12 protein-coding genes are annotated in these 15,268 nt (G+C 35.7%); 2 read left to right on the top strand and 10 right to left on the bottom strand.

Annotated elements, in window-relative coordinates; translation table 11 throughout:
- Window positions 1-105: 105 nt before the first annotated feature.
- Window positions 106-1,359, bottom strand: a complete 1,254-nt coding sequence (locus tag H3T83_RS01645; protein WP_198214897.1) for a hypothetical protein — start codon at window positions 1,357-1,359, stop codon at window positions 106-108.
- 79 nt (window positions 1,360-1,438) lie between these two features.
- Between H3T83_RS01645 and H3T83_RS01640 the strand changes: the two genes are divergently transcribed.
- Complete coding sequence (locus H3T83_RS01640; RefSeq protein WP_198214896.1) at window positions 1,439-1,591, top strand: hypothetical protein; 153 nt, start codon at window positions 1,439-1,441, stop codon at window positions 1,589-1,591.
- 470 nt (window positions 1,592-2,061) lie between these two features.
- Here H3T83_RS01640 and H3T83_RS01635 read toward each other — a convergent pair whose 3' ends face one another.
- Window positions 2,062-3,303, bottom strand: a complete 1,242-nt coding sequence (locus tag H3T83_RS01635; protein WP_198214895.1) for a hypothetical protein — start codon at window positions 3,301-3,303, stop codon at window positions 2,062-2,064.
- Window positions 3,304-3,367: 64 nt separating this feature from the next.
- Here H3T83_RS01635 and H3T83_RS01630 point away from each other — a divergent pair, with 64 nt between their 5' ends.
- Window positions 3,368-3,535: a hypothetical protein gene (locus H3T83_RS01630; RefSeq protein ID WP_198214894.1), complete on the top strand. Its 168-nt coding sequence runs from the start codon at window positions 3,368-3,370 to the stop codon at window positions 3,533-3,535.
- 475 nt (window positions 3,536-4,010) lie between these two features.
- On the opposite strand, the gene H3T83_RS01625 is transcribed toward H3T83_RS01630, so the two are convergent.
- The 8 genes from H3T83_RS01625 to H3T83_RS01590 form a co-directional block, all read right to left on the bottom strand.
- On the bottom strand, window positions 4,011-5,495 hold the full coding sequence (locus H3T83_RS01625) for a hypothetical protein (RefSeq protein ID WP_198214893.1): 1,485 nt from the start codon (window positions 5,493-5,495) through the stop codon (window positions 4,011-4,013).
- A 513-nt stretch (window positions 5,496-6,008) separates the two neighbouring features.
- Window positions 6,009-6,578 carry a type I-F CRISPR-associated endoribonuclease Cas6/Csy4 gene (cas6f, locus tag H3T83_RS01620; RefSeq protein WP_198214892.1) on the bottom strand — a complete coding sequence of 190 codons (570 nt, stop codon included), beginning with the start codon at window positions 6,576-6,578 and terminating at the stop codon, window positions 6,009-6,011.
- A gap of 4 nt (window positions 6,579-6,582) precedes the next feature.
- The gene (csy3, locus tag H3T83_RS01615; protein WP_198214891.1) at window positions 6,583-7,593 is read right to left on the bottom strand and encodes a type I-F CRISPR-associated protein Csy3; all 1,011 of its coding nucleotides are present in this window, start codon (window positions 7,591-7,593) and stop codon (window positions 6,583-6,585) included.
- A gap of 34 nt (window positions 7,594-7,627) precedes the next feature.
- Entirely contained in the window at window positions 7,628-8,545 is a 918-nt protein-coding gene (gene csy2, locus H3T83_RS01610; protein ID WP_198214890.1) for a type I-F CRISPR-associated protein Csy2, read from the bottom strand.
- The gene (csy1, locus tag H3T83_RS01605; protein WP_198214889.1) at window positions 8,545-9,924 is read right to left on the bottom strand and encodes a type I-F CRISPR-associated protein Csy1; all 1,380 of its coding nucleotides are present in this window, start codon (window positions 9,922-9,924) and stop codon (window positions 8,545-8,547) included. Before csy1 ends, csy2 begins: the two co-directional genes overlap by 1 nt.
- A 68-nt stretch (window positions 9,925-9,992) precedes the next feature.
- Entirely contained in the window at window positions 9,993-10,292 is a 300-nt protein-coding gene (locus H3T83_RS01600; protein ID WP_198214888.1) for a hypothetical protein, read from the bottom strand.
- 522 nt (window positions 10,293-10,814) lie between these two features.
- Window positions 10,815-13,967: a type I-F CRISPR-associated helicase Cas3f gene (cas3f, locus tag H3T83_RS01595; RefSeq protein ID WP_198214887.1), complete on the bottom strand. Its 3,153-nt coding sequence runs from the start codon at window positions 13,965-13,967 to the stop codon at window positions 10,815-10,817.
- A gap of 293 nt (window positions 13,968-14,260) precedes the next feature.
- The gene (locus tag H3T83_RS01590) at window positions 14,261-15,049 is read right to left on the bottom strand and encodes a helix-turn-helix domain-containing protein (protein WP_198214886.1); all 789 of its coding nucleotides are present in this window, start codon (window positions 15,047-15,049) and stop codon (window positions 14,261-14,263) included.
- Window positions 15,050-15,268 lie beyond the last annotated feature (219 nt).

Genomic DNA, 15,268 nt, shown 5'->3' with positions numbered 1-15,268 from the left:
TTTGGGCTTTAAAAAGTACGCTCCTCAAATTGTTAACACAACTTATCATTGTTTTTAAAATAAAGTTATATTTGCAATTTTGGTAGTCATTAACATAATCTCGGGTTAATCTCCACGACATAATGGACTAGCTGCAATTGTCCATGCGTCTTTAGGATTACGTATTATACTTGGTAAATCAGCGTATCCATCGACTTGAACATAAAAAGGCTTGTAAGCATCATTTCTATCTGCTGTCCATATCTTATCTGCCCAAAATGAATTATAACTGTTCAATGTCCCCCATTCGCCCATAAAATTACCTAAGCCACGAACAAAACCTCTTGCTCTATTATTATTACCTTTAAGCTCTACAAGCGTATATAGCAATCCCCTGCGAAAATTGTCATCCATCGCTTCCGCTGTTTGGGTTCGGCGTTTTACACTGTTACTATCTCTGCCACTACAATAATCCAATACGTAATAAATTGTTTTAGGAATATGTACCCATTGTCCATGTTCAGCACCGCCATTCCAAACATCCCGATCTCCAGGATCATTTATAGCGTTAATCACCAGATGATTGGTAAAATTACTCTTATTACCTCCTTTCGATGGCCATTTACTTGGCACCGGTATCGTAAAATTATCCATCCAAATCCAATCTCGACCGTTAAAGTACTCCATGGTTATTACCGGCGTACCATTTTGAATAAATTGCCATTTTTGTTCTGATGCATAATTAACAGTGCAGTTTGCGCCATAACCATTAATAGTGGATAACCATATTTTGCCGGCCCCATTATGTGAATAACATCGATAACGACTTTGGTCCGCACCGGCACCGATTAACGTAAATGCCGCATATTGAAAACCCGTGGTCGGGAAGCCACTCCAACGTGAAAAGCCCCAAAAGTTATGAAATATATTTCCATCATAACCGCCATAATTACCCATATCATTTGGTCTTAAATAGCAGATACTGGGATTATGGGGAATAACGGTATATTCCACCCAGCTATTACCATAATAACGATTATTAGGCACACCATAAGGGGTATTTGCTTGGATATCCCAAACCTCTACTCTTAATTTATAGGGCCCACCGCAGCCCCACAATTCATTACCTAACCACTCATACGGAATTTGTGCGCCATTTTCATACCATGTTGCTTTTAGATAACCTGACACATACCCACCCGCTTCATCACCATCTGCATCACCTATAGTAAGATAAGGGATATGATGAGCATTACCATCACTGATGACACTATGGGACATGACTTGATTAAAATGCATACCTGGCGGTGCTTTTATGGCAACCCCAGCATCCCAGGCACTTATCCAATTATAACCACCTTGACCATTAGGAAAATTCAAACCTATTATTTGCCGTAAATCAGTTAAAGGGTTAAAACCATCGCCTAATATAATATAGGGAGAATTCCCGGTAATAACTTTGACGGTACTGGCTCTTAGAGATGTTAATGCAGAACTACTTGATGAAAAGAATAAAACTAAAGTAACGGCGAAAACGCTAAAAAGCGGCGAGAATAAAAATGATCTTAAAAATCGAGAAAAAAATAAACTACTAGAAGAGACTAAACGTTGATTGCAATAACGAGATGAATTTAAAGTATAAGCTGGGCAGGTTTGGTGTTTGGTGTTTGGTGTTTAAAATTATAGTTCATAACAACAGCCTTGTCAAGTAATTCCATGTTTTATTTGGTTTTTTTAAGTTAATTTGACTAAATAACAGCCTATTATTGCGCTAAAAATCATCTAAAAGTATAGTGATTGAAAATAATCTATGCAACTGATTTTAGAATCTAAATTGTTAACTTTTGTAAATATTATTAGTCAGATAAGCTGTTAACGCACTGTTTTAACCTTTTTAAAACTCCTTTCCGCAAATTTTTGAGGTTAAAAAGTGCGTTCTTCAAAGATATGCTATGCAGTTAATTCTACCTTCGATACCTGATTTATTAAAGGCAGAACGCAACTGATTGTATTTATACATTTATTGATAGGTACAATTTGTTGCGTTATATTTGCTAGATTATCAATGGTAACATCATAGGATTAATCTCCACGACATATTGAATTGGCTGAAATTGTCAATCCATTACGGTTTATACTTGGTGTAATAGCATATCCATCGACTTGAACATAAAAAGGCTTGTAAGCATCATTTCTATCTGCTGTCCACATTTTATCTCCCCAAAGTGAATTATAACTGTTCAATGCCCCCCATTCGCCCATAAAATTACCTAAACCACGAACAAAACCTCGTGTATTATTATTACCTTTAAGCTCTACAAGCGTATATAGCAATCCCCTGCGAAAATTGTCATCCATCGCTTCCGCTGTTTGGGTTCGGCGTTTTACATTGTTACTATTTCTGCCACTACAATAATCCAATATGTAATAAATTGTTTTAGGAACATGTACCCATTGTCCATGTTCAGCACCTCCATTCCAAACATTTCGATCTCCAGGCTCGTTCATACCGTCAAGAATCACTTGATTGGTAAAATTACTCTTATTGCCCATTTTTGATGGCCATTTACTCGGTACCGGTATGGTAAAACTATCCATCCAAATCCAATCTCGACCGTTAAAGTATTCCATGGTTATTACCGGCGTACCATTTTGAATAAATTGCCATTTTTTTTCTGCCGCATAATTAACCGTGCAGTTTGCACCATAACCATTGATGGTCGATAACCATATTTTGCCACCCCCATTATGTGAATAACAGCGATAACGACTTTGGTCTGCACCTGCACCTATTAACGTAAATGCCGCATTTTGAAAACCCGTGGTCGGAAAGCCACTCCAACGAGAAAAGCCCCAAAAGTTATGAAATACATTTCCGTCATAACCACCATAATTACCCATATCATTTGGTCTTAAATAGCAGATACTGGGATTATGGGGAATGACGGTATATTCCACCCAACTATTACCATAATAACGATTATTCGGCACACCATAAGGGGTATTAGCTTGGATATCCCAAACCTCTACTCTTAATTTATACGGCCCACCACAACCCCACAATTCATTACCTAACCAATCATACGGAATTTGTACGCCATTTTCATACCATGTTGCTTTTAGATAACCTGACACATATCCCCCCCCTTCATCACCATCTGCATCACCTATAGTAAGATAAGGGATATGATGAGCATTACCATCACTGATGACACTATGGGACAAGACTTGATTAAAATGCATACCGGGCGGCGCTTTAATGGCAACCCCGGCATCCCAGGCGCTTATCCAATTATAACCACCTTGACCATTAGGAAAATTCAAACCTATTATTTGCCGTAAATCAGTTAAAGGATTAAAACCATCGCCTAATATAATATAGGGAGAATTGCCGGCAATAACTTTTACGGTACTGGCTCTTAGAGATGTTAATGCAGAACTACTTGATGAAAAGAATAAAACTAAAGTAACGGCGAAAACGCTAAAAAGCGGCGAGAATAAAAATAACCTTAAAAATCGAGGAAAAAATAAATTATTAGAAAAGACTAAACGTTGATTGTAATAACGAGATGATTTTAAATTATAAGTTGGGCAGGTTTGGTGTTTGGTGTTTGGTGTTTTAAATTATAGTTCATAACAACAGCCTTGTCAAGTAATTCCATGTTTTATTTCGTTTTTTTAAGTTTATTTGACTAAATAACAGCCTATTATTGCGCTAAAAATCATCTAAAAGTATAGTGATTGAAAATAATCTATGCAACTTCTTTTAAAGTCTAAATTGTTAACTTTTGTAAATATTATTAGTCAGATAAGCCGTTAACGCACTATTTTAACCTTTTTAAAACTCCTTTCCGTAAATTTTTGGGTTTAAAAAGTGCGCTCTTCAAAGATATATTTGCTATGCAGTTAATTCTACCTTCGATACCTGATTTATTAAAGGCAGAACGCAACTGATTGTATTTATACATTTATTGATAGGTACAATTTGTTGCGTTGTATTTGCCAGATTATCAATCGTTAACTTTATAGAATTAATCTCCACGGCATATCGCTCTTTTGTTAAAAATAGCCATATTAATAATATTAGAATTTCCTTGTTTTTTGCCGCCCGTATTGAATACAACCTGACCATTTTGTCTCAAACCAAGCGGATAAAAACGTGCAGGACCTATACCGGGATTAAAAGTCGCTTTAGTAGCGGTCCATATCTCGTTTGCAAAAAGAGAGTTATAATTACCCAATACCCCCCATTCGCCCATAAAACTGCCTACTCCTCGTATAAAATTTGGATTCCAATCACTATTTCCTTTATATTCTTCTAGTGTATATAGCAATCCCCTACGAAAATTATCATCTAAAGCTTCATCTCTTGTTGTTTTATATCTTAAGAGCGATGAGTGGTCATCGTTACGACAATAATCTAATGTTTTATAAGTTGTTTTGGGAATATGCTCCCAATGTCCATGTTCTGCACCGCCATGCCAAATATTTCGATCTCCGGGATCGCTAATATCGTCTGATAACTGGTTAGTAAATTCAAGAAGGTTTTGATTTATTTTCGCTGGCCATTTACTCGGTACCGGTATGGTAAAACTATCCATCCAAATCCAATCTCGACCGTTAAAGTACTCCATGGTTATTACCGGCGTACCATTTTGAATAAATTGCCATTTTTTTTCTGCAGCATAATTAACCGTGCAGTTTGCACCATAACCATTGATGGTCGATAACCATATTTTGCCACCCCCATTATGTGAATAACAGCGATAACGACTTTGGTCTGCACCTGCACCTATTAACGTAAATGCCGCATTTTGAAAACCCGTGGTCGGAAAGCCACTCCAACGAGAAAAGCCCCAAAAGTTATGAAATACATTTCCATCATAACCGCCATAATTACCCATATCATTTGGTCTTAAATAGCAGATACTGGGATTATGGGGAATAACGGTATATTCCACCCAACTATTACCATAATAACGATTATTCGGTGCACCATAAGGGGTATTAGCTTGGATATCCCAAACCTCTACTCTTAATTTATACGGCCCACCACAACCCCACAATTCATTACCTAACCAATCATACGGAATTTGTACGCCATTTTCATACCATGTCGCTTTTAGATAACCTGACACATACCCCCCCGCCTCATCACCATCTGCATCACCTATAGTAAGATAAGGGATATGATGAGCATTACCATCACTAATGACACTATGGGACATGACTTGATTAAAATGCATACCTGGCGGTGCTTTTATGGTAATCCCCGCATCCCAGGCGCTTATCCAATTATAACCACCTTGACCATTAGGAAAATTCAAACCTATTATTTGACGCAAATCAGTTAAAGGATTAAAACCATCGCCTAATATAATATAGGGAGAATTGCCGGCAATAACTTTTACGGTACTGGCTCTTAGAGATGTTAATGCAGAACTACTTGATGAAAAGAATAAAACTAAAGTAACGGCGAAAACACTAAAAAGTGGCGAGAATAAAAATAACCTCAAAAATCGAGGAAAAAATAAACTACTAGAAAAAACTAAACGTTGATTGCAATAACGAGATGATTTTAAAGTATAAGTTGGGCAGGTTTGGTGTTTGGTGTTTGGTGTTTAACATTATAGTTCATAACGACAGCCTTGTCAAGTAATTCCATGTTTTATTTCGCTTTTTTAAGTTAATTTGACTAAATAACAGCCTATTATTGAGCTAAAAATAATCTAAAAGTATAGTGATTGAAAATAATCTATGCAACTTCTTTTAAAGTCTAAATTGTTAACTTTTGTAAAGTTTAATCTCAACAACATCAATACACAAAAACCTTATTTCATAATTCTTGCCTACCTAGTTTTAGATATTTTTACCTATTCTGATCATTTCAGTTATTAAGGATTTTAAACTCAAAAAACCCCGTTCCTCAAATTTTTTAGTTTCAAAAAGTACTCTCCTCAAAATTTATGCTGTTAATATGGTTAGATATTGGTAGCTAAGGGCATTATAATAATGCCCTTATTATTTAGTTAAAAATCAGGAACAGTAGCAGTTTTGCTGAGTCCGTAACTATTAAATGTACCTTGAACAGCCGTTGCACATTTTTGTTGTTTCAGCCACATAATAAAATGTTGCCCTGTGCTTTTGCTAGCAAAATGAAGGTGTGGATAGTTCAAATGAACGCTGCCCCATTTTTCAACCATTTTGCTTTTTACCTCGGCTGACCATTTACCTTGTGCAGTTAAACGTTTTTCGGCTCGTCTTAAAGCACTTTGTCCTTTAGGATTGATACGAATTAAGCGTAGGTAACCTTTAACACTTGTCGGTACAGATGCTATTGGCAGGGCTAAGGTGTAATCATTAATTACAGTTTGCTGTAGTAAGGCAGTTCTAAATTGTTGTAACTGCGCTTCATCGCCAAATAACCGGATAATTCCGCCTAATGTTCGCTGGACATTATAACAAGGAAAGCTAACCGCAATATTGCCTTGATGGTTAACTAATACCTGATGCAGTGATTGCATAACTTGATTAATCACTTCAGTTTCAGTTATCTCCAGTTGTGGAATTGCCCGTAGTTCAAAATAGTGAGTAAGCATAATATTACTCCTTACCACTAGCACCAAATACACCACCACGAATCAAAACAGCGATAACATAATGTTGTTGTTCAAGCGTTGGTTTTTCACCTTTGAGTACCCAATTATCAAATAAGGTATAAAAATCCTGTTTTTGTTTAGGTTGTCTAAAAGCATGTCCCATAGTGGTAACTGCACCATAAGGTTCAATAGCAATCGGAAACTCGGCGTTTTCAGCATACCAAGTATCAATAGTTCGAATGGCATTGCTGATTTTTTGCGAGTGCATTGCTGCCTGACCATTTTTTTCATACAGGACTTTACTTTTTTCTTTACCAGTATCCAAAATCAATTCTTGTGATGGATAGACCTCTTGCCCCAATCCCATTTTTAATTTGGCTTGAATATCGAAAATAACAAACTCTTTGCCTAATAAGCCAGCTTCAATCAGAGCGGCAAGCTCGTTTACTGATTTATCATCATAATCAAATGAATTTAATTGATATTGTTTAACATCACTAATTTCAATCATGACTTTATCGTCATCTTTACAAGTGATGGCAATACTAATTTGTTCGGCAGCCATACGATTACGCCATAACCAACGGCCATTTAATATATTGATAGCGTAACGTTTAGCTAATGCTTGCATCCCTTCTGCTTTGATATAGCTTTGAGTAGTTTTTATTAATGCTTCTTGATAGTCAATATTATTACAAACTGAAGGTGTACCTAAGAAAGGTAGTACTTTACAGCTCCATTTAACCACTAAGGTATCTTTATCGGCATCAAGCGCTGCAACATCGACTGTTTGTAAATTAGCTTTTTGAATTTCCGCATCTAATTTAGCCGGATCATTTGCTAAAGCATTTTTAAGCCGATTCGAAATGGTACCTCTAACAGATTTTTCAGATAATAAAACTGGCGTTAATTTTTGGTCATCATGGCTCTTTTGCTGGGCAAAAATGGCATCAGAAATATCAAAACTACGTTCAAAGGCTAATACTGATGCGGTAGTGATTTTATCTTTACTCATAATTCATTCCTTTTTTAATGCTAAACTTGTTTAATTAATCTTGATTAATAATATAAATATCTGCGTCATTCGATTGCAGTTCGCTGCATTTATAACGCCAAAACGCTTGTGATAAATTATCTTGTAATCTTAGTGGAAATACCCACTTGCCTAATCCATAAATACATTCGACAAATTGTGTTGGATGTTGATTACTACGGGCATGTTCAACCATTCCTGCGTCAAACAGTGGTGAAATAGCTTGATAACCAAGGGGTATCGGTACTAACCAACCTCGTCCCTGCTTGACCGATGTGGTTTGCCAATGCTCTTTTTCTTGCGGATGATGATGCAACATGGCAGTTTCAACTAACGCGTCAAGTGCAGTAGCATTCGGATCTTTTTGTTGTAGCTCGGCGGTGATTTCCTGTAACTCTTGCTGTGCTTCTACTAAAACAAATGCTGGTAATAAAAGTTTTGATAAGGATTTATCTGACTCATCTGAAGAAAGTAATGAGACATTTTCAATTGATATAACCTGACCACCAGCAATACGTTGCTGATAAAGTTTTTGCTTCATCTGCTTAATAAATGATTGTTGTTGCTCAGTATTGTATAAGGTTTCCATATCGTCTATTTTCACCTCTACTAGCAATGAGACATCAAGATGAACTCGACCTTCTTCAATAATTGAACGAGTATCACCATTTTTAGCTAACGGATTGCGGGTAAGTCGAAATGTATAATCCGCATAATTATTAGGTCGATAAACTTGTACATCACAATCATGACAAGCGATTAATACACCATCCAGATAGATAGGATGATCCGACTCAATTTTTCGATTTAAAGCATGAATCGCCCCTAAAAATCCCGAAATAGCCGGAAAACCATAAGTTAACGGACTGGAGATGGCATTGGCATTATGAATTTTGACATGATCAAAAAAGAGATAGAATGTTAAATCTGCCATTAGAAGATCCCCTCCTTCCTACGTTGACTGGCTTTTACTGCTTCGCGAAATTCGCGACGCCACTCTTGAGATTCAGCATCAGAGAATTGTTTTTTAGTATTGTCGAATTTTTCTATTAAGGCATTTTTAATCCAAAAAGCAAAATCCTTTTCTAATTCAACAACCCAATTACCTTGCTCATACTGATGTTTAAAGTTTTCTTCATCTTCAAGTTCGGCCCGATTAGGATCAAGCCAAAGTTTTTGTGACATCAGTAACGAATAATCACGACTCCAACCTGCCGGCATGGAAGTTTGTATATTCCGAGCAAATTTAAGCAATAAAGTTAAAATAACCGCAAAGGCATCTTTTCGATTATCCCGCTCTTCAACTACATTTTTGGGTGCAGCAACCATATCGAACAGTAAGCGAAAACCAAATCGGCAGAAATACTGTAAGGAATTGTCAAATACACTTTCTTTTTTTTGACCAATTGACGGAAATTGAGAGCGCTCGAATTTAGGTGGCATTGAAGGTAATAAAAAATTACGACCGCCTTGATTACTGGTTAATTGACTTACCCCTTGTGGATTACTACCACCAAGTTTTACCACTGCTAAGTGATGGAAAGTAAAATAAGGTTGATGTTCTACTCCTTTCAAGCGCCGTTGTTCACGAGCTTTTTTATTTTCTTCGGAAAAGCGGGTTTGTACTTTTTGATAGACTACATTACACAAAGATGTGGGATGCAAAGGAACAAGCAAACGATAATTATCTTCTTGTTGTGACAAATAACTCTCTTCACTATTCGGCCAATAAAATTGCTTATTAAGTTCGTCAGCTTTTGGTTTTTCAAAATCATTAAAGATAACTTTTTTAAAATTGGCTAAATAGATTGCTGCTTTCTGCTCATCATCAGATAGCGCTTTTAATACAGCTGGATGATCGTCAATAATTAATTCTAATAATGTTTTATCTCCATTAATACATTGATTCAATAGAGAAAATATATCTAGACCGGCAGCATTTCCTGAACTATCAGCTACTAAATGTGTTGGTGTTGATGAAGATACATATTGCTGTTCATTTGGTTTGACAATTGTAAAATTGTTAACGTTATCACCTAAACTTGAAGAATGAATAGCTTTAGAAGAGTGGTGACAAATGGATATCCAAAACAATCTACGCGTTGCAGCATCTTCCATCCAATTTTCAAAATCAAATCTTTTACTCAGTTCTAATATCTTCTGTTGAGATTCATTTACAGCCTTTTGATCGCCTGCTTGTGTAGCTTTTTCTAATTTGGTCAGTTCACTTTTATAACTGCTGTTATTAGCAAGCCGTTGCTGAAGAAAGTCGACAATAACCTTTCTTATATCTTGCCAAGAAATATTATTCATTGGCCCTCCTTATATTTGTAAAAATGAAACAAAAAAAGGCTTATACTTTTTAGTATAAGCCTTTTTTTTTATGCTACTTTATAAATCAAATATAACTTTAAAATATTAAGTGCGTCATTATTATATTTCCACTGATTATTAGCGTTTAAATGACGATATTTTTCTTTATTTAACTGCAAATTTTTAATTAATAATTCAACTTCTTTTTTAGTTGAGATATTAAGTATTTTCATAATATCTTTTATTGAATAATAATTAGAATTTGATGCTAAATCTAGAATAAGTTCATCATTTGCAGCTTGATTATCAATTACAAATTTTTGTAATTTATTTAATACAAATTGGTCAATTGAAATTTGACATTGCATTGTCAACGTTTTATCCTTGAACAAAATTTTGTCCTCCTGTCATATTTTTGGATAAAATTCAAACAACCCCAAATCTCGAACATTTGGGGTTTTCTTTTATATTACATCTAATTTTATAGAAATAATAACATGTAATTTTCATTACATGTTTGTCATGTTAACTATAAAAAAAATACAAGTCAATAAAATTTCAAAACCAAAAAGAATATTATAGGGACACAAATTAATTTAATTATAGCAATAATAACTAGAAACCGCCTATTCGGCGGTGATCACATTAATTTGAAACAAAAAGAATTTTATATTTCTAAGCTACCTACACGGCAGTGAACAATTTAAAAAATTATCGCACCGAGTGGATTTGTTTCTAAACCACCAATACAACGGGCAGTTAAGTATAGAGTAATTACTCAAACATTACTAGCACGCATAACTCAGCTGATTATTTTCTATAAAAATAGTTGAGGAAACACCTTTTTTAAAGATAAAATTTTTCTAAAAAATAATAAATAACCTCTTCTTTTAACCTCTATCTTTATAAAAACCAAAATAGGGATGAAAGCACCAGCGTGTTTTGCTATTCAGATTAATAGTACAAAATTCATTAGCTAGCCGATAATGATTTTTATCTGGAAAATATTCCACTATTTGAGTAATCGCTTGCTCAACGGTATTAGTAAGCCATGGCTGTATCAATGGATTGCTAAATTGCCAATTATCATATTTAAAATTTTCGTTTTGCGGATCACCACAAAGTTCATTTGGCGTTTGCCAAGCGATTTCGGCATAACTAAATCGGTATTCGCCATTGTCATCAAGTTGGCAGATATACTCCTCTTGTGGTTGCTCTTGCAGCCTGAAAGGCGAGATTAACTGTAGATGGACACAATGGTGATGTGCCAAATCAGTTTGCCAATAACTGGTAACATAATTACTTTTGCGCGCATTGATTGGAAATAAATTTGCCATAACCTTATGTTCTAGTTCTGCTAATGTTAAGCCTGCTTGCGAATCAGTCATAATGCGAGGAGTCGCATTAATATTTTTTAATTGTTCTGACGTTATCAGTTGTTCAGTCTTATGCGTTTTTAATAAAAATAATGGTTTTTGCTCAAACCCCGGTTTAGTAAAACAAGCGCTATTAACACCTAAATTATTGCCGTTTTTCATCGCTTCTAAATTACTGCCTAAAATCGCCACATTGGCACTTTCGGCCGTTTTTTCCGGTCTATGCCGCCAAACTCGTCCTACTAACTGAATAATTGAACGCATTGAAGATGGCTCAACAATTGCCCAATCATAATCATGGTCACGCCCAACTTCAGTAACCGGTGTGCCGATGACGATAAAAATATGATGTTGTTTATCACTGTCTTTTATTGCTGCACGGATTTCAGGTTGTTGAAATAATTTATTAGCATCACCACGATTTAAAATTCTATCCAATTTTTCTTCTAATTGACTGCGCAATAGTAGCAGCTGTCTGGCATGATAAACCACCAGATGAAATTCAACATTTGCCGGTAACTCAGTTTGCTGGTAGATTTGCTTAGTGAGCGACATCACATCATCAATGTGCGCAAAGCGCATTAAACCGACACTAATTTTTTTGTTGGTTTGCGGATCTTGTTGATGGTGCTGTAAATGAAAATGATAAGCTTGATCTAATAACTGTTGCGCCAATAGAGCATAGCCTAGATCTGAATTTCCTTTTTTATTGAATGGGTAATTTAATAATTCTAAAATTTGCCCTCGACGGCGAATTGTCCCTTGTTGCAACTTCGCTATTCTTTTTTCGATAAACTTCGTATGATGATGTTTAAAATTAACAGTATCAGCTATTTGTTCGACTGACTGCTGATATTCATCAAACCATCCACAGATAATCTCCTGATTAGACCTTCCTGTATTCTGATTCCAAATTTTGCGACCGGCTTGATAAGCATCAAATAAACCAGCAATAAGATCTGGCGTTAAGGTGGCTGATGAGAGTAACACTTTACTGCCATAAAGCCCGGCTAAATGAACTAACCTTGCCAAAGCAGGTAAATCTCGCTGATCAAAATCATCCGGTTCATCTAAAATTAAATCTGCGGTAAGCAACCTTAAGGTTGGGGCAATATATTTGCCACCTCTGAGACATTCGCTAGCTTGCATTAAGTGATCAATAGTACATGTCACAATTGGCGCATAGATCAACTGACGGGCCTTACTGTTTTCGATAATGGTACCGAGTTCACAGTCAGCAATACCACTCTCTGCCACATCAATATATTCATCGACTAATGATTCTGTCGATTCACAACCAAGAGTTTCGGGACTAATCTCGTTATTGTTTGCATTTTTAGTAATTTGCGGTTGATTTTCTAACTCAAATAGGGTCTTTGTTGCCCGACCACCAACCAAAATAGCTAAATGTTCATCGGTTAAATGCAATCTTTCACGTAATGCTTTACCAGTTTGTAAGGTTAATACACGTAATCCTAAAGCAACCGTAAATCGAACCCCACGCTGTGGATTTGATAATGCATACATAATTCGCCCATTAGCTAAGGTTTTACCACAGCCGGTCGATGCCATATTGACGCCAAAAAAGCCATTATCATCACTTAATTGTTGATAACTTTTAGCTAAATCAAAAGCATGGTTTTGCCATTGAAAGCGTTTAATGATAGTGCGTTGCGTAAATGGCTTATGCTGATTAATTGCTGGTAATTCAGTGTTGATTTTAGGAAGTAAGCGAGCAAAACGAGCGGCAAAATTAGCAACACCTAATAGATGATCATCTAAGCGTTGATTGGCGTGCTGGCTTTTATTGGTATTGGCGATAAGAATATCTTCAACCCTTTGGGCTTCTTTGTCATTGATTGATATGCTGGAATAGTTATGGTCAGCAACCATAAGGCTTAATCGTGATAAATGTAATAATAATGAATCAACATTGGTTAGTTGCATTAAAGGAGTGTGATGAATTGCCTTGTTTGCATAACGACTTAATTTTTTAAGCCAAGATTGGCTTAAGGTTATATCACTTTTAAGTTGCCAAAAATCGGTGCTGTCTTCAATATTACTATTTCTAACCCAGTTTTCAACAGCAGTAAAAGTGCTAAAAAAACTTTTTAGTTTTAGACCAGATAGAAACATATCTCTCAGTAGCTTCTTATCTTTATCACCTCCTAATGAAGTTTTTAAAAACGGCATACGATGGTGTGACACAATTAACCAGCCAATCCATTGGGCTAATAATGGTAATTGAGAGAGGTCATTATTCTCTGTGCTAGTAAGATCATGATGCCAATCTGGTTTAAGTTGTTGATAATCGGCAAAATTAGCTAAACGGGTTAAAACCTCTTGATTAGTGGTACAATCACGAATCATCAATAAAAATAACTGTAATGAAATCCACTCATGACGAAACGGATTACCTGCTGGTCGACTTTTCCGTAATTTATCTTGAAAACCGACTGTTGCTTTGCCCAAATCATGCAATAGCGCAGCAATGGTTGCGATAAGTTGGATAGATGTGGCATATTGCCAACTATTTTCACTATCATTGCGTAATATATTACGCTTAGTACGATTAGTTGGCACTCGTCCTTGTTGATTAAATTGGCTTTTATCACCAACAATCCAGAGTAGAGTCGTTTTAAGATCAGACGAATGAATCAAATCCATGATAATAAGAAAATAATCTCAAGTTCTAGATAGCAATAAATTAACATTGTTTTATGTATAAAACGAGTCTTTTAAATAATTATCTAAGAGATTCAGTAAATGATTTTACCACCTATATGGCGTGAATCTCATAGTAAGCTATTTTCTTTTTAAGTTAATACTTAAATCATATAATAAATTGTTTAATTGAGGTTTTTGCTAATTATATTACGAGACTTAGAAAAAATTTATTTGATTAATTTATCATTAATATGATTATCATTTTGAATAGTAGTATAAGTAAAGTTTCGCCATCAGAGACGGTTTCGCATGGTTCTTTGATAATTACCTGGTGTTACCCCAAAATTTCGTCGGAAAATAGCAATAAACCCACTAATATTGTCATAACCTAAATATAAAGATATTTCTGTAATTGATTTTCCAGTAGCTAGCAATTCTAACGCTTTTAACATGCGCAGCTTCTGACGCCATTCGGTAAAATTAAATCCGGTTTCATTGGTAAATCGACGTGTTAATGAACGTCGGGAAATACCAGCCCAAACGCCCCATTCATTAACGTTTCTATCATCACTAGGATTATCAGACAAAGCTAAAGCGATTTTTAACAGACGCATATCTTTTGGCATTAGCAGTGCTAACTCAACTTGCGGACTGATTCTAATCTCGTCAAGTATCACGGCAATTAATCGCTTCTGTTCTGGTTGCAGTTCTGAGTTATGCCATGACATGGTTCGGTTAATTGCTTCGCGCAATAAATCAGATAATTCTAAAATGCATGGTTTGATAGGTAGTTTAGAACATGCATTTTTTTGTATATAGATGCTCCATCCTTCAAATTGTCCATGCGTTCCAAGAAGACTATGTTGTACATTCGGGGGGATCCAGACAGCATGAGTTGCGGGCACTATCCATTGACTACTTTCTGCTTCAATTGAAATTAATCCCTGTAATGTGCCAAGTAACTGTCCTCTCGAATGACCATGACGTTGTGTCACTCTTTGTGAAGAGTGGCTGGCTGTCGATATGATCATCGGTTCGCTATCAGAAGAAGCAAGCAGTGGAGAAATGAGTGGAGTATTCATTTATATGGCCCCGATGGGATATTTTGTGGCTTAAATTGGCTAGTAAAACACTATTCTACTGGCTATCCTAAAATCTTCTCAATTAAATTGAAGGTAACACGTTAGCAATAAATAGATAAGTTGTAAATCAACAAAATAATCGTTTTTTAGACGAATTAATTGGTAATTTTCAAATTTATTAATTGCTTAATAATCTGGTTTTAATAAGGAAACAGATAC

This window comes from Gilliamella sp. M0320, assembly GCF_016101635.1.
GTDB lineage: Bacteria > Pseudomonadota > Gammaproteobacteria > Enterobacterales > Orbaceae > Gilliamella > Gilliamella apis.
Note: the sequence above shows the minus strand (reverse complement) of the source record. Positions and strands in the feature narration are given on the sequence as shown.

Bases quoted from the DNA above. Each gene is read 5' to 3' on its own strand.
- cas6f (WP_198214892.1), bottom strand. From the start codon at position 6,578: ATGCTTACTCACTATTTTGAACTACGGGCAATTCCACAACTGGAGATA.
- csy3 (WP_198214891.1), bottom strand. From the start codon at position 7,593: ATGAGTAAAGATAAAATCACTACCGCATCAGTATTAGCCTTTGAACGT.
- csy2 (WP_198214890.1), bottom strand. From the start codon at position 8,545: ATGGCAGATTTAACATTCTATCTCTTTTTTGATCATGTCAAAATTCAT.
- csy1 (WP_198214889.1), bottom strand. From the start codon at position 9,924: ATGAATAATATTTCTTGGCAAGATATAAGAAAGGTTATTGTCGACTTT.
- H3T83_RS01600 (WP_198214888.1), bottom strand. From the start codon at position 10,292: ATGCAATGTCAAATTTCAATTGACCAATTTGTATTAAATAAATTACAA.
- cas3f (WP_198214887.1), bottom strand. From the start codon at position 13,967: ATGGATTTGATTCATTCGTCTGATCTTAAAACGACTCTACTCTGGATT.
- H3T83_RS01590 (WP_198214886.1), bottom strand. From the start codon at position 15,049: ATGAATACTCCACTCATTTCTCCACTGCTTGCTTCTTCTGATAGCGAA.